We start from the raw sequence: 14,828 nt of genomic DNA, 5'->3' as shown, positions 1-14,828 counted from the left end.
ACTGGCCAGTGGGTGCCCTAGGGCTGATTTGCTACCGCAAACACGGGCCGGGCGGGCTGCCCAAGCACCCAGCGCGTGAACAGCCGCACCGCCTGCAGCAGCTGCGCCTCGGCCCCGGCCGGGCGACGGGGCGGGCGGCCCGGCCGCGCCAGCCGGCTGCGCTGCAGCCAGTCCACGGCCATCTCCACATCGTCGAAGAAGGTGATAGGCACCGGGGGCAGGCGGTAGAGCAGGTCGTGCACCACGTCGTGGCCCCTGGTCGAGCGCCCGCTCACCCAGGCCACGCGCTCGATGCCGGCCGTCACTAAGTAAGGCAAAAAGTAGCGCGCCAGCCAGGCTGAGGCATCCCAGCTGATGCTGGTGAGCTGCGCCTGGCTGTTGAGCACCCGCGGGTAGTGGCGCGGCAAACACACCAGGGCCAGCTCGAGGCAGGCGAGCTGCAGGGCGGGCAAATCCAGCTCACCCTGCCAGTCCAGAAAAAGCCAGTCGTTGCAGCTGTCGTAGTAAATAGAAATTTGGGGCGTAGCGCGGAGTAACTGTAGCGGCATTAAGCGAAGAAGGATAACGGACGGATAGCGAACAAACCAGAATAGTGTAGTAAGATTTAGAGGGTTAGCAGCGTGGCGGGCACGGGCAGGGGCAGGTGCTCGCGCAGCAGCTTCAGCTGCTGGCTGATGCCGGCCTGCTGGCTGCGCTGCTGGCGCAGGGCAAAAAAGCTGAAGCAGAACTGCGCGTAGGCCTCAAAGCTGAGCAGCTCGGTAAGCTCGGGCGACTCGGTGGTGAGCAGCGAGTACTCTAGCAGGAAGCCGTTGAGGAGGTCGCGGCGTTCGGGATAGTGGTCGAGGGCGTGACTGGTATCCATGAAAGTTGCTTTAATAGGTAGAAGGTAAGAGAGCGTAGACGGCGGCAGTAACGCCGCGCTGGCAAAGCCGGGAGGCCTGCCAGAAATAAAAATAAGCTCTGCAATTTATTTGCAAGCAATTGATAAATAAAAAAGTAAATAAATACAAAAGGCCCTTGCTATTAGCAGCAAGGGCCTTTTTGGGGGCCGTACGAACTAAAAGACTCGCCGAATGAACCAGTATTGGTGGTAAGCGCCTCCTACAGTTGGCCGCTGGCAGGGGGCCTAGGGGGCCGCAGCTGCCCAAACCGATACTGCACACCCGCCAGCAGGTGCGAGGATAACTGGCTGCTGAGAGGCGCGGCCAGCGTGTAGGGAAAGCCGGAAAGGTAGAGCTCCGCCAACGCATTGGCCGCCAGCTCCAGGCGGGGCGTCAGGGCGTAGCGCACGCCCGGCCCGAGGGTAAGGCTGGCCTGCGTTTCTACGTAGCTATCGGTGCCGCTGCGCGTGATTTGCCCCTGGGTGGTTTGCAAATAATTGCGGTGCGTAACGTAATAGTAGATGGTAGGGCCAGCTAGCCCGTCTACGTGCCAGCGGCCAGCGGGCCTGGTGAGCGTGGCGCGCAGCAAAATAGGGACGGTGAAGGTGTGGAGCCGGGTGTCGTTGTCTTCCACCACCAGCCCCACGTTGGTGGTGTAGGCGCCGTGGTAGGCATCGCGCCGCCAGACGTAGGCACTACCAAGCTGCAGGGCCAGCCGCGGGTTAAGCTCGGCGCCCACCGTGAAGGCGGGGCCCAGCCGGGTGCTGGAATAGGCGTTAAAAGGCTGGCTGGTTTGCACCGACAGGCTGGCGCCCACGTAAGGAATGACCGCGCGGGGAGCTGCCTGCGCCCAGCAAAGAAGTGGCGAGCCAGCCCAGCCAGCTAGTAGTAAGGCGCTGCGCATGAGGGAAAACGAAAAGTTTCGCGAACTTAAGCAATTCTTCATGCGCTACGCACCCCTAGGGGCCGCCGCCGGGCAGTGAGGCCCGAGCGGCCGCGTGATGATGGCTAGCAGCTACTATTAGCTGGGCGCTTGCCTACCGCGCAGCCTCGCGCCAGGTGGCCAAATAGCACCAGCGGCCGCCGACTAGCTTTAAAAGGTCGCGCTTGATTTCCACCCGCTTCAGCTCAGCGCGTAACTGGTTGGTTTCCTCGCGCTCGGCGCTGCTGGATACGGTCTGCTCCCAGGCGCTACGTACGCTGCCAGCGGCCAAGCAGGGCGGGCGCGATGCCCGGCGCACGGGCCCCGGCGGCTTGCCGCGCCCCGGCGACTTCCTGGCGGACGCACTTGGCCTTGGAAGCCGGCGTGTAATTCTTGCGCGTGACGGACTGACCGCCAACGGATTTCTTTTCGGGCATAGACAAGGGACGTTAAGACTGCTCCTTGTCCGTTGCTACTCGACCACTTCCTCGTACCCGAAGACTGCGCGATGATTTAGGTAGCGCTGGTGGCGCCTAAGTTTTAGTTGTTCTTTTCATAATCCTAAAGCATAACCCTAGGGTCATACTCCGATAATAAGCCTGCAAGTGCTTTGTGGTGCCAAAAACAGGCACTCCCGCTAAGGATTTGCGCTTATGAAAAACGAGTATTCTATTGTGTGCCCCGCGCCCGCGGGCTGGCGCCCAGGGGCCCTAGGGCTGGGTATGCTACTGGCCCCCACGCTGGCCCTGGCCCAGCAAACCATCAAGGGTACCGTCACCGACGAGCGGAACGCGGCGCTGCCCGGCGTGACGGTGCGCATTAAGGACAGCAGCGTGGCCACCGCCACGGCTAACGACGGCACCTACAGTCTGAAGACGAACAGCTCGGCCGACGTGCTGGTGTTCTCGTTCGTGGGCTCGGTGACCAAGGAAGTCATTGCCGGCACCCAAACTACGCTCAACGTGACGCTGCTGCCCAATGCGCAGGAGCTGAAGGACGTGGTGGTAATCGGCTACGGCACCCAGAGTAAGAAGGACGTGACGGGGGCGGTGACGTCCATCAAGGCCGACGAGTTTAACCCCGGCGTGCTCACGACGCCGGCCGAGGTGCTGCAAGGCAAGGTGGCGGGCCTCAACATCACCAAGAGCGGCGACCCCAATCAGCGGCCCTCGGTGGTGCTGCGCGGCCCCAGCACCATCCGCACCCTCAATGGGGGCGTGACGGAGCCGTTTTACGTGATTGACGGGGTGCCGGGCGCGAGCATCGACCTGCTGGCGCCCGACGACATCGCCAGCATCGACGTGCTGAAAGATGCTTCGGCCACCGCCATCTACGGCACGCGGGCGGCCAACGGCGTGATTATCGTGACTACCCGGCGGGCCAAGGCGGGCCAGACGCGCCTCACCTACAGCGGCTACGGCGCGGTGGCTACCGTGTCGAAGCGCATCGACATGCTGAGCGGCGACGAGTTGCGCCAGTACCTGGCCACCAACAATGCCCGGCCCCTGACCAAGCCCACCGACGACGACGGCTCGAACACCAACTGGCAGGACCTGGTAGAGCGCACCAGCTACTCCACCAACCACAACGTGTCGTTTAGCGGGGCGGCCAACGCCACCGACTACGGCGCTAGTATCAACTACTTCCGCAACAACGGCGTGCTGCGGCGCACCTCGCTGGAGCGCGTGGTGACGCGCGGCTTCATCAACCAGAAGTTCTTCGACAACCACCTGAAGCTGGGGCTGAACATCATCAATAGCTCGACCACCAGCAACGACATTCCGCAGACCAACGTGCTGCAGAACATGCTGTTTTACCTGCCCACGGTGAGCCCCTACAACGCCGACGGCAGCTACAAGGAAAACTACACCCGCACCGGCAGCGGCCCCCTGAACCCGCTGTCGCTGGTGAACAACAACACCTACGTTACCAAGGACAACAAAACCCTGCTTAACGGCCTGGTGCAGCTCGACGTTATTACGGGCCTGCGCCTGACTTTGAGCGGCTCGAGCCAGCGCACCCAAACCAACTCCAACAGCTACTTCAACAGCCAGTCGGGCCTGGCCGTGAACCTGGGGGGCGTGGCCCGCCGCGCCGAGTACGAGAACACCAACACCGTGCTGGAGGCCTACGCCAACTACGACCGCGCCTTCGGCCAGCACAACGTGCAGCTGCTGGGCGGCTACTCGTACCAGCAAGACCGCGTGAACGATGGCTTCGGCATCACGACCCAGGGCTTCGCCAACGACGCCCTAGGGTACAACAACCTGTACCTGTCGAACCCCTCGTCGCTGGCGCAGATTGCCTTCGACAACAACCCGATTTCGACGCTGCGGCTGGCCTCGCAGTACGCGCGGGCGCAGTACCAGTACGCCGACCGCTACCTGGCGCAGGTGTCGCTGCGGCGTGATGGCTCGTCGGCCTTCGGCGTGAACAACCGCTACGGCTACTTCCCCACGGCGGCCCTAGGGTGGCGCATCATCGCCGAGCCGTTTATGCAGAGCCTGCCGGCGGTGAGCGACCTGAAGCTGCGCGCCGGCTACGGCGTATCGGGCAACAGCCAGGGCTTCGACGCCTTCTCATCGGTGCTCATCTACGGCACGCCGCCCGGCAGCAGCAAGTACCTCAACAACGGCACCATCGCCAACGTGGTGAACGCCGTGCGCAATGAAAACCCCGACCTGAAGTGGGAAAGCACCGCCACCACCAACATCGGCGTGGACTTCGGCTTCTTGAAGAACCGCATTTCGGGCTCGGTGGACGTGTACTATAAGAAAACCAGCGACTTGATTGACGACGTGCTGCCGGTGTCGAGCACCGAGTTTCAGTACACCACCTACACGGCCAACGTGGGCAGCATGAGCAACCGCGGCATCGAGGTGGTGCTGAACGTGGTGCCGGTGCAAACGGGCAGCTTCACCTGGCGCTCGTCGGTGAACTTCTCGCACAACACCAACCGCATCGAGAACCTGAGCACTGACCGCTTCACGATTCCCTACATCCAGACGGCGCAACTGGGCGGCAAAGGCCAGAGCGGCAACTACAGCCAGATTGTGCAGCCCGGCTCGGCCCTAGGGACGTTTAAGCTGTGGCACTACCTGGGCAAGAACGAGGCCGGCGTGAGCACCTTCCAGAAGGCCGACGGCAGCGTGACGGCCACCCAGCCGCTGACCACCGACATGGTGGAAGTGGGCAACGCCCAGCCCAAGCTGATTTACGGCTGGGTCAACAACTTCAGCTACAAGGCCTTCGACCTCAACTTTTTGGTGCGCGGCGTGCTAGGCAATAAAATCCTGAACGCCACGCTGGCCGGCCTCAACAACCCGGCCGATGCGCGCCTACAAAACATCCCGCGCTTCACCCTGGGCGAGTCGCCCAACGACATCAACGCTTACCTGATTTCGGACCGCTTCCTGGAGAGCGGCTCGTACCTGCGCCTCGACAACGCCACCCTAGGGTACACGCTGCGCCCCAGCACCCAGTTCGTGAAGAGCATCCGCCTCTACCTAACCGGCAGCAACTTGTTCGTGCTCACTAAATACCGCGGCATCGACCCCGAGGTGAACATCGGCGGCCTTACCCCCGGCATCGACAACAACAATTACTACCCCAAGACACGCACCTTCACCCTCGGGCTGAACGCGACTTTTTAGGGGCGTGGACCCCACCCCCGGCCCCTCCCCTCCGGGAGAGGGGAGCCACGGCAGCGCTGCCGTATGCAGTCGTCAGGCTCCCCTCTCCCGGAGGGGAGGGGCCGGGGGTGGGGTCCACGCCTGGGCATCCTCTCTAAATAACCATCATGAAAAAATATATCCTCTTCGCCCTCAGCACCCTAGGGCTCGCCACGTTCTCGTGCAACGTGCTCGACGTGCCAGTAGAGTCGCAGTTTGTGAGCAGCAACTTCCCCAAGACGCTCAGCGACTACAACGCCTCGGTGGGCGCCATCTACTCCAACCTGTCGTCGCAGTTTGCCGTGCCCTACTGGCGCATGCAGGAGCTGAGCACCGACGAGGCCATTTTGCCGGCCCGCGACGGCAACTTCGACGACGGCGGGCAGTACCGCCAGCTGCACTACCACACCTGGACGCCCGACCATCCCAACGTGCTCACCATCTGGCAGTGGGCCTACGGCGGCATCCAAACCTGCAACCGCCTGCTCAACATCACCAGCTCGTTTGGTTTCTCGGACCAGGAAAAGGCCAACCGGCTGGCCGAAATCCGGGCCATGCGGGCGCTCTACTACTTCTTTTTAATGGATTTGTACGGCAACGTGCCGCTCATCACCGACTACCCGGCGCCCGCCTCGCCCGCCACCAAGCCCCGCGCCGAGGTATACAAGTTCATCGAGAGCGAGCTGACGGGCCTGACGGGCAAGCTGCCGGCCAAGTCGGGCAACAGCGCCACCAACATCCAGCAGTATGGCCGCCCCACCAAGGGCATGGCCTACGCGCTGCTGGCCAAGCTCTACCTCAACTCGGAGGTGTACACCGGCACCCCGCGCTACCCCGACGTGGTGCGCATGGCCGACAGCGTGCAGGCCAACGCCAACTACAGCCTCGACACCCGCTACCGCGACATCTTCCTGCCCAATAACGGCCCGCAGATTAAGGAAACCATTTTCGCCATTCCCTACGACCAGCAGATTCCGGGCAACCAGTTCACGCGCTTCGGCTTCTTCTACTACCTCACCCAGGCCTACGGCTTCAACGTGGGCCTGAGTATCGCCATGAGCACCACGCCGGAGTTCTACAACCGCTTCAACCTGCCCGGCGACTTCCGCACCACCACCTGGCTGGCCGGCCCGCAGTACGTGCCCGATGGCAACGGCGGCTTCACCAACACCCCGGTCTACTACCCCAACTCGACCACCCAAATCAACATCAACCCGGTGCTGACGCTGGTGCCGCCCAAGCCCATGGACCTGGGCAACACCCAGGCCAGCCAGGCCTCGGGCGTGCGCTCCATCAAGTACTACCCCGATGCCAACATCATCCAGGCCACCCGCCTCAACAGCAACGACGTGCCCCTGCTGCGCCTCGCCGACGTGCTGCTGATGAAGGCCGAGGCCGTTTTGCGCGGCGCACCGGCCACCAGCGTAGGCGGCGAGCTGCAAACCCCGCTGGTGCTGGTCAACAAGGTGCGGGCCCGCGCCGGCGCCCAAACCGCCACCAGCATCACCCTAGGGAGCATGCTCGACGAGCGCGCCCGCGAGCTAAGCTGGGAGGCCTGGCGCCGCGACGACCTGCTGCGCTTTGGCCAGTTCGAGGCGGAATACCCCCTGCCCAACGACGTGCTAAAGATGGACAAGAGCAGCTTCCGCCGCCTCTACCCCGTGCCCACCATCGAGCTGCGCCTCAATACCAACCTGGTGCAAAACCCAGGCTACTAACCCTAGGGCTCTTGTGCATTACACAACGTTCTAAAAAGCAGTCACGCTGAGCTTGCCGAAGCATCTCTACCGCGTAAGCACTTCTAACGATTGTACTTAGCTGCGCGGTAGAGATGCTTCGGCAAGCTCAGCATGACGTTCTTTCAGTATCCTTTTCCTATCCTATGAAAATCCTGCTCCTCCTCGCCGCCGGCGCCGCCAGCCTGGCCCTGCGCCCCTTAGGCCCCCCGGCGCCCCCCGAGCTGCTGCTCAACCAGATTCAAGTCATCGGCTCGCATAACAGCTATAAGCAGGCCATCGACCCTCGGCTGTTCAAGACGCTGCAAAAGGCCGATTCGGTAAGCATGAGCCGCATCGACTACGAGCACCAGACCCTGAGCCAGCAGCTCGACCGGGGCCTGCGGGCCCTGGAAATCGACGTGTACGCCGACGCCCAAGGCGGCAAGTACGCCCACCCCAAGGGCCTGGACCTGGCTCCCGGCCAGCCCGCCTACGACGCGGCCGGCCTCATGCGGAAGCCTGGCTTCAAGGTCTTTCACATCCAGGACCTGGACTTCCGCAGCAACGCGCCCACCTTCCAACTGGCCCTGCAGGAGCTGAAGCGCTGGTCGGCGGCGCACCCCACGCACGAGCCGGTATTCATTACCATGAACGCCAAGGACGAGCCCCTCAAGCAGCCCGGCCTCACGGTGCCTGAGCCCTTCACGGCCGCCGTGTTCGACGCGCTGGACAAGGAAATCCTGGGCACCCTAGGGGCCGACAAGCTCGTCATGCCCGACCAGGTGCGCGGCTCCTACGCCACTCTCGAAAGCGCCGTGCTGCACCGTCACTGGCCCACGCTACGCGCCGCGCGGGGCAAGTTCGTGTTCGTACTCGACGAGAAGGGCGACAAGCGCGCCGCCTACATTCAGGGCCACCCCTCGCTCAAGGGCCGCGTGCTGTTCACCGACTCGGAGCCGGGCACGCCCGAGGCCGCCATCCACATCCTCAACAACGCCAAGCAGGACCAGGCCGCCATCAAGGCGCTGGTGGAGAAGGGCTACATCATCCGCACCCGCGCCGACAGCGACACCCAGGAAGCCCGCCGCAACGACCGCAGCGCCTTCGAGGCCGCCGAGCAGTCGGGCGCCCAAATCATTAGCACCGATTACTACCTGCCCAGTACGCACTTCCAGTCGCCCTACGCCATCAGCTTCCCCGGCGGCACCTACTTCCGCTCCAACCCGGTGCTGGCCAAGCAGTAGGGCGTTGCTGAGAAGTAACAAAAGCCCGTCCTGCTCATCTGGCGTCCGCCTGCCGAAGTATGACGGGCTTTCTACTACTTTCCTCGCCCCTGACGCTCTGAAAAGTTGCTTCCCGTTATGCGTATGTAGTTGAGAAATCTTTGCCGGCCCGGCCCGCTAGGCCTGCTCATCGGCGCCCGCCTGTCCGCCCTGGGGCAAGCCCCTCATACCAACCCCTGGGTGCCCGCCGCGCTGGCGCCGCTGCCTTCCGTGGCCAGCCTCAGCGGCGGCGTGTGGCTGAAAGGCGACTTGCATCTGCCTTCGCCTCACAACAAGGGTGCCTCGAATAACCCAATGAGCAAGATTATCGCCTTTGCACAGGCGGTGGGCATGGATTACTTGGGAATTACCGACCACGACAACCACGTGAGCAGCGACGTGGCGCACCACAACCGGGTAGAAGTGGAAAGCCCGGCTGTGCCCCCAGGTGCCCGCCGCGCTCAAGCTGACAGGCAAGGTGCTGGCCCTGTCCAACCCGCTGTACTTCAACTTCGACCCGAATTTTTAAGCGCGGGTTAGGAAACGCAAGAAGCCGGATGAGCAGGGCGGTTCTGCGGGTCGTTTTCGCAAAAAAATAAACGCTTATCTAATCCCAATTGAGTAGTATCGCCAGGCGCTCAATTCCCCTCCTTAGCCAAGCAGGGGATGCTTCGGCGACGCCGAAGCGGGGGTGATTGAAGTTGTTGAACGACCCGCTGGGCAACTCGTTCAACGCCCGCAACCACCCCCGTTGGCACTTCGCGCCAACATCCCCTCCTTAGCCAAGGAGGGGAATCGACCACCTGGCGATACTACTCAACTTGAGCTAGCTAGGCAAGTGTAACGCCGCAACATAGTGCGGCTTTGTTTTTAGTCATCATCGTCGTCATCGGCGGGGCCGGTGAGGGCGGCGGGGTAGGGCTGGCGGCCCTTGGTGGCAAACCAGATGATGCGGTTCAGCACGTCGTCGCGGCCGTTGTCGATGTGGTCGAACTCGGAACTGAGCGAGAGGCGGCCGTAGCGCCGGGCCGCGCCGGTGAGCTTGCTCAGGCTGGGGTTGAGGCGGTCGAGGCGCACGCGGTTGGGGCGGTGCTGAAAGGGCCTAGGGTCGGGGCGGGCCGTGAAACACTCGAACATGGGCAGGGCCGTGGCATCCACGATGTTCATGGGCGGGATGCCCAGAATCTGCTCAATCGAGCGCACCATGCAGGTCTGGTTGTAGTTTTTATGCACCGGCCGGCGCAGGTGGCTGTAGGCACTGAGCACGAAGCCCGTGGTGCGGTAGGCCGACACGTGGTCCCAGCCGGCCTGCGAGTCGTCCTCGGTCACGAATACCACCGTATTTTTCCAGAACCGGCTCTTGGTCAAGGCTTCCAGCATCCGGCCCAGGGCCAGGTCGTTGTCGGCTACCATGGCGGCGGGTGTGGGCATACCGGGCCGGGTGCCCACCGTGTGGTCGGTGGACAGCGCCATCACCGACAGCTCGGGGAAGTGGTCGCCGGGCTGCTGCTCGTACTCGTGCAACTCCTTGATAAACGCCGACGCCCGAATCTGGTCGGTAATGCGCAGCTCGTCCGAAGCCGGGTAGTTGGGCGAGAGCAGCGGGCGCACCCGCGAGATGGTGCTGGAGTTGGTAAACTGCAAGGGCTTGCCAGCCTGGTAGTTGCGGTAGATGTCGAGCCAGCTCAGGCGGTTGTCGTAGTGGGGCTGGCTGGCCTCGCCGTAGATGCGCACCGTCTTGCCGTGGTCGGCGGCCTGGTTCCAGATAAAGCCGGTGGGGCTGTACACCAGGGCGTCTTCCTGCACGTGGGGGTAGGAGCGAAACCAGGCCCGCACGTTCTTCTCTACGTAGTCGCTCACCATGCCCGCATCGGTCCACTGGTGCCCCTCGGCCGACGACTTGCCCGATACGTAGTAGTTGTCGAGCACCTGAAACTCGCGCGCCAGCTGGTGCTGGTTGGGCGTCACGCTGTCGCCGAACACGCACAGCGCCGGCTCGCCCCGGCCCTGGGGCAGGTCGCCGAGCACCTGGTCGTAGGTCCGGTTTTCCTTGATGATGTACACCACGTGCTTGAACACCGAGGGCTCGCCCAGGCGCTCGGGCAGCGGCACGGGCGCCTGGCCTGGCCGCGGCAGCTGCTGGGCCAGCTCCTTGCGGAAGGCGAAGCTCAGCTCGCGCACCCGCGTGGTGTAGCGCGCCAGCTGGGCCGCGGTGGGCAGCGCAATCAGCGACACGGTGGCCCGCTGATGGTGCGAGTTGTAGGCGGCCGGGGCGCTTGGCAGGGGTGCCTCCAGCTGGCCCCCCTCCCGGGCAATGGCGCGCGTATCGACGCGGGCGCCCTCGCCCTCCAGGTTGGCCACGAACAGCGAATGGGCCCCTAGGGCCAGCCCGCCGGGGTAGGCCTCGGTGGGGATGAAGCCGCGCAGCTGGCTGGGGCCGGGCGCGCCGGCGCGGGTGGCGGCCGGGCCCAGCGCCACCACCGCCACGGCGTTGTCGAGGCCGTTGGCGACGTAGAGCGTGCGGCCGTCGGCACTCAGGGCCAGCGCGTTGGGTGAGTCGCCGCCGTAGCCGGGTGGGCCGGGCAGCAGCTGCACCGCAATGGTTTCGCGCACGCGCAGGCTGGCCGCGTCGAGCACGCTCACCGCGTCGCTGTTGCCGTTGGCCACGTACACCGTCTGCCCGTCGGGGCTGGCCAGCACGGCGTTGGGGTGCAGGCCCACGGGCACCTCGCCGGCCGGTTGCCCGGTGGTTTGGCTGAGCACCGTCACGGTGCCTTGGCTGAGGGCGCCGGTCCTAGGGTCGATGTAGGCGCGGCCGTAGGGCACGCCCGCCACCTCGTGGTGCAGGGTATCGGTGGGCAGCGGCCCGCCCCAGTTGCTGACGAATACCCGGCCGCCGGCTACGGCCACGCCGTAGGGCGCCACGCCGGTGGCCTGGGTCCAGACGCGCTGCCCGGTGGCCAGGTCGAGCTTGGCGAGCTGGTTGTTGCCATTGAGCACCACGTAGAGGTAGCGCCGGCCGCCCTCGGTGGTCAGGGCCAGGTCGTTAGGCAGGGCGAGCGGCGCCTTTGCCGGGGCCATTGGCAACACGCGCTGCACATGTAGTCGCCCGCCGGCGTACTCGGCCTCCAGCACGCCGCCCTGGCGGGTTTGGCCGTTGTCGGCGCTCCAGTACAGGCGGGTGGTGGCGCCGTCGCGTAGCACCTTCAGGCCCGCGTAGGTCGTGACCATGCCCTTGGTGCGCGGGTCGTCGGCGTAGGTCCAGCGCGTGAGCACGGCCCGCCGCGCCGTGTCGATGATGGCCACGCCGTAGCGGTCCTCCACGGCCAGCAGCGGCGTGTCGGGCACCAGCGCCACGTCGAGGGCGTGGTTTTCGACGTCGGCGCTGCCGTAGGCGACCACGTGGCCAGCGGGGTCGAGCAGGCGGTTGTAGGGCATGAGCACCGGCAGGTGGGTGTTGTGCAGGGTGCTGTCGTCGTAGAGGCTGTGCTGGGTGGCCTGCTCCGGGCTCAGCCGGCCGGGCTTTTGCTGCGGCCCCGAGCAGCCCAGCAGGCTCAGCAGCAGGCACCCTAGGGCCCCGGCATATGCGGTACGTTGTGTAGTCATGGAGGCAATGAGTTCAGCCGGCGGGTTTATTACCGCTGGCCCTAGCCCTAGGGGCCACGTGGGCGCAAAAGTGGCCCAAAGACGCCCGCCGCCCGTCAAAGTCGCCTAACGGGCGCGGACAGTGGGGCTAGCGGTGCAGCTTGCGCTGGCGCAGGTAGGCCAGCAGTTCGGCGGGGCGGTCGGTTTGGAGGAGGGTGGCGCCGTGGGCCAGCAGCCAGCCCCAGCCGTCGGCGGGGCGGTTTTCTTCCACGCTGCGCTCGTCGTCGTGGCCCGCGTCGAGGCTAGCCCAGAGGCTATTGTACCAGATTTTGGAGCCCGTGGCCGGGATGCTTTGGTAGGCGGAGTGCAGCAGGGCGCTGTCGGTGGGGAAGTTCAGCTCGTAGGCCACGGGCCGGAGCTTGGTTTCGTACTCGCGCAGCACGGCAGTGGCCTCGGGCTTCTGCAAGTCCACGATGGGCATGTACAGCAGCTGGCTGGTGAGTAGGGCGCCGTGCTCGGCCTTTACCTTGTCGTAGGGATAAGCCGACTTGATGACGGCGTGGTCTACGGTGCCGGTTTTTACCAGCACCTCGTAGGCTTCCTGGAAGTAGTCGTAGCCCTTGTCGATATTCACCATCACGCGCCCCTTGGCCGCCAGCATACACTGCTCGAAGCTGGGGATGCGCTGCCGGGTGGGGCCGCCGTGGGCACTCTTGAGGGTGAGCTGCTGCAACTCGGCCCAGGTGTAGTCGGCCGGGCGGCCGTGGCCGCTGGTGGTGCGGTCCAGGGTTTGGTCGTGCAGCAGGATGAGCACGCCGTCCTTCGACTTTTTCAAGTCAATCTCCACCATATCGACCCCTAGGGTAATGGCCGACTCGATGCCGCGCAGCGAGTTTTCGGGCTCGTGGCGCCAATCGGCGCGGTGCGCCACCACCAGCACCTGCTTGCTCTTGGGGTCTTTGAGGGTGCGAATGATGGCCTGGACCGGTTGCTGCGCCAGGGCCGGACCGCCTAGCAGGCTCAGCAGCAAGCCGGCCGCTAGTAGATAACAAGAACGTAGCATGTAGGTGGTGGTAGTCGCTCAGCGCGGAGAGATGTAGCGCCAAGCTCCAGCTTGGCAGCCCGTGGAGGGCGAGTCGTTCAACGATTCACCAAGCTGGAGCTTGATGTTACACCCCGGCTCGCCCGTCCGCAACTCACTAATACCCCGGATTTTGGTACATGCCGGTGGGGTTGAGCTTGGCCTCGTTGAAGGGGATGGGGTAGTAGTAGTCCTTGAGGCCGAAGTTGCTGAGCTGCGCGGCGCCGTAGTCGGCCTGGCTTTTCGCGCGGAAGTAGTCGGTCAGCTCCTGCGGGGTGAAAGTGCGCAGCAAATCAAACCAGCGGTGGTTTTCGAAAGCCAGCTCCACGCGGCGCTCGTGCAGGATGGCCAGGCGCAGGGTGGGGTACTTGGCGCTGTAGGCGGGGTTGGCGCTGGCGGCGGCGTAGCTGGGCAGCCCGGCCCGGTTGCGCACCTGGTCGAGGTAGCCGATGGCGGTGGCCGCGTCGCCGAGGTAGTTGTTGACTTCGGCCAGCATCAGGATAACGTCGGCGTAGCGCAGCAGCAGCCAGTCGTTGCCGCCGTAGCCGCTGGTGCCGGCGGCGGCGCTCACGTCGCGGTACTTGGTGATGAAGTAGTCCTTCACCACGGCCGCGTTGGCGTACTTGATGGAGAAATCCTTGCGCAGGTCGCCGGCTTCGTAGTCTTTTACCAGGTCGGGCTTCACGTTGCCGCCCACGCCGGTGTTGGTGCGCTGCGAGTTAATGGTTTCGCCCTGCGCCTGGTAGTTGGCCGCAATGCGCGACGAGTAATTGATGTCGCCCTGCCGGTATACGATGCGGAAGATGGCCTCGGGGTTGCTGGCCTTCTTGCTCACGTCGAACACGTCGGCGTAAGCAATTTCCTTCAGCAGCCCAAAGCTGCGCTTGCTGTAGGCGGCCGTGAGGTAGGTTTTGGCCTGGTTGAGGTTGGTGGTGCGGCCCGCCTGGTCGAGGGTCAGGGCCATGGTCAGGTACACCTTGCCGAGCAGGGCGTTGGCGGCCACCTTGGAGGCGCGGCCGGTGTTGGCAGCGGCTTGCACGTCGGGCAGGGGGCTGGCGATGACGTCCTGCAAGTCCTTTACAATCTGTGCGTACACCGTCTCTTTCTTTTCGCGGAAGGTGTTAGTCAGCACGGCGTCGGGGGTGGTGAGGGGCTGCGTCACCAGCGACACGTCGCCCCACTCGCGCACCAGCCGGAAGTAAATCAGCGCCCGCACAAACTTGGCCTCAGCCTGGTACTGCGCCTTGGTGGTGGGCTGGCCGTAGGGCACGGTTTCGGAGCCGGCCAGCACGAAGTTGGCGCGCGTGATAATCTGGTAGAGGGCCGTCCAGTGCGACTGCAGGTAGGAGTTGGTGGGCAGCAGCGAGAAGTTGTTGAACTGAAAGGGCTCGCCGGCGTTCGACTGGGTGTCGTTGGTGCCGGTGTTGTCGGAACGCTGCTCCGAGTACAAGTCGCTGCCCTCGGCCACGCCGCTGTTGTCGCGCAGGGCCGCGTACACGCCGTTGAGGGCCAGCAGCACGTCGTTCTCCGACTGGAAGTAGCTGGCGGCGGGCAGGGCGTTGGGGTTATTCTCGACCAGGAAGTCCTTTTTACAGGAGCCCAGCAGCAGCAGGCCGCCCAGCAGCCCTAGGGAGGTGATAGTAGGTAGAAAGCGCATGGGGTATAGTTGTTTATAGTTCAGGCTGAAAGCAGGCGGCGGGACCCCACC

The 14,828-nt window shown here is 64.3% G+C and carries 11 protein-coding genes; 4 read left to right on the top strand and 7 right to left on the bottom strand.

Features of this window, described 5'->3' with window-relative positions:
- Window positions 1-17 precede the first annotated feature (17 nt).
- The 4 genes from HHL22_RS03985 to HHL22_RS03970 all read right to left on the bottom strand — a co-directional run bounded on the left by HHL22_RS03985 (window position 18) and on the right by HHL22_RS03970 (window position 2,240).
- Window positions 18-548, bottom strand: coding sequence for a hypothetical protein (locus HHL22_RS03985; protein WP_169529664.1), 531 nt, complete (start codon window positions 546-548; stop codon window positions 18-20).
- Between the two features lie 56 nt (window positions 549-604).
- On the bottom strand, window positions 605-862 hold the full coding sequence (locus HHL22_RS03980) for a hypothetical protein (protein WP_169529663.1): 258 nt from the start codon (window positions 860-862) through the stop codon (window positions 605-607).
- Window positions 863-1,101: 239 nt separating this feature from the next.
- Window positions 1,102-1,785 (bottom strand): outer membrane beta-barrel protein, encoded by a 684-nt coding sequence (locus HHL22_RS03975; RefSeq protein WP_169529662.1) that lies wholly within the window; start codon window positions 1,783-1,785, stop codon window positions 1,102-1,104.
- Window positions 1,786-2,072: 287 nt separating this feature from the next.
- Window positions 2,073-2,240, bottom strand: a complete 168-nt coding sequence (locus tag HHL22_RS03970; protein WP_169529661.1) for a hypothetical protein — start codon at window positions 2,238-2,240, stop codon at window positions 2,073-2,075.
- A gap of 216 nt (window positions 2,241-2,456) precedes the next feature.
- On the opposite strand from HHL22_RS03970, the gene HHL22_RS03965 reads away from it, so the two are divergent.
- The 4 genes from HHL22_RS03965 to HHL22_RS03950 all read left to right on the top strand — a co-directional run bounded on the left by HHL22_RS03965 (window position 2,457) and on the right by HHL22_RS03950 (window position 8,994).
- A complete protein-coding gene (locus HHL22_RS03965; RefSeq protein WP_169529660.1) occupies window positions 2,457-5,456 on the top strand; it encodes a SusC/RagA family TonB-linked outer membrane protein in 3,000 nt (999 codons plus the stop codon).
- A 146-nt stretch (window positions 5,457-5,602) separates the two neighbouring features.
- Window positions 5,603-7,192, top strand: coding sequence for a RagB/SusD family nutrient uptake outer membrane protein (locus tag HHL22_RS03960; protein WP_169529659.1), 1,590 nt, complete (start codon window positions 5,603-5,605; stop codon window positions 7,190-7,192).
- A gap of 164 nt (window positions 7,193-7,356) precedes the next feature.
- Entirely contained in the window at window positions 7,357-8,436 is a 1,080-nt protein-coding gene (locus tag HHL22_RS03955) for a phosphatidylinositol-specific phospholipase C1-like protein (protein WP_169529658.1), read from the top strand.
- A 129-nt stretch (window positions 8,437-8,565) separates the two neighbouring features.
- The gene (locus tag HHL22_RS03950; protein WP_169529657.1) at window positions 8,566-8,994 is read left to right on the top strand and encodes a PHP domain-containing protein; all 429 of its coding nucleotides are present in this window, start codon (window positions 8,566-8,568) and stop codon (window positions 8,992-8,994) included.
- Between the two features lie 330 nt (window positions 8,995-9,324).
- On the opposite strand, the gene HHL22_RS03945 is transcribed toward HHL22_RS03950, so the two are convergent.
- The 3 genes from HHL22_RS03945 to HHL22_RS03935 form a co-directional block, all read right to left on the bottom strand.
- Window positions 9,325-12,060, bottom strand: a complete 2,736-nt coding sequence (locus tag HHL22_RS03945) for a bifunctional YncE family protein/alkaline phosphatase family protein (RefSeq protein WP_169529656.1) — start codon at window positions 12,058-12,060, stop codon at window positions 9,325-9,327.
- Between the two features lie 127 nt (window positions 12,061-12,187).
- Window positions 12,188-13,102 carry a glycerophosphodiester phosphodiesterase family protein gene (locus HHL22_RS03940; RefSeq protein WP_169529655.1) on the bottom strand — a complete coding sequence of 305 codons (915 nt, stop codon included), beginning with the start codon at window positions 13,100-13,102 and terminating at the stop codon, window positions 12,188-12,190.
- A 136-nt stretch (window positions 13,103-13,238) separates the two neighbouring features.
- Window positions 13,239-14,777, bottom strand: coding sequence for a RagB/SusD family nutrient uptake outer membrane protein (locus HHL22_RS03935; protein WP_169529654.1), 1,539 nt, complete (start codon window positions 14,775-14,777; stop codon window positions 13,239-13,241).
- Window positions 14,778-14,828: the final 51 nt, after the last annotated feature.

This window comes from Hymenobacter polaris (assembly GCF_012927305.1).
In the GTDB taxonomy this organism is placed as follows: Bacteria; Bacteroidota; Bacteroidia; order Cytophagales; family Hymenobacteraceae; genus Hymenobacter; species Hymenobacter polaris.
The sequence above is the reverse complement of the archived record's forward strand: the minus strand, read 5'-3'. Positions and strand labels throughout refer to the sequence as shown.

Bases quoted from the DNA above. Each gene is read 5' to 3' on its own strand.
- HHL22_RS03980 (WP_169529663.1), bottom strand. From the start codon at position 862: ATGGATACCAGTCACGCCCTCGACCACTATCCCGAACGCCGCGACCTC.
- HHL22_RS03970 (WP_169529661.1), bottom strand. From the start codon at position 2,240: ATGCCCGAAAAGAAATCCGTTGGCGGTCAGTCCGTCACGCGCAAGAAT.
- HHL22_RS03945 (WP_169529656.1), bottom strand. From the start codon at position 12,060: ATGACTACACAACGTACCGCATATGCCGGGGCCCTAGGGTGCCTGCTG.
- HHL22_RS03955 (WP_169529658.1), top strand. From the start codon at position 7,357: ATGAAAATCCTGCTCCTCCTCGCCGCCGGCGCCGCCAGCCTGGCCCTG.
- HHL22_RS03985 (WP_169529664.1), bottom strand. From the start codon at position 548: ATGCCGCTACAGTTACTCCGCGCTACGCCCCAAATTTCTATTTACTAC.
- HHL22_RS03935 (WP_169529654.1), bottom strand. From the start codon at position 14,777: ATGCGCTTTCTACCTACTATCACCTCCCTAGGGCTGCTGGGCGGCCTG.
- HHL22_RS03965 (WP_169529660.1), top strand. From the start codon at position 2,457: ATGAAAAACGAGTATTCTATTGTGTGCCCCGCGCCCGCGGGCTGGCGC.
- HHL22_RS03940 (WP_169529655.1), bottom strand. From the start codon at position 13,102: ATGCTACGTTCTTGTTATCTACTAGCGGCCGGCTTGCTGCTGAGCCTG.
- HHL22_RS03975 (WP_169529662.1), bottom strand. From the start codon at position 1,785: ATGCGCAGCGCCTTACTACTAGCTGGCTGGGCTGGCTCGCCACTTCTT.
- HHL22_RS03960 (WP_169529659.1), top strand. From the start codon at position 5,603: ATGAAAAAATATATCCTCTTCGCCCTCAGCACCCTAGGGCTCGCCACG.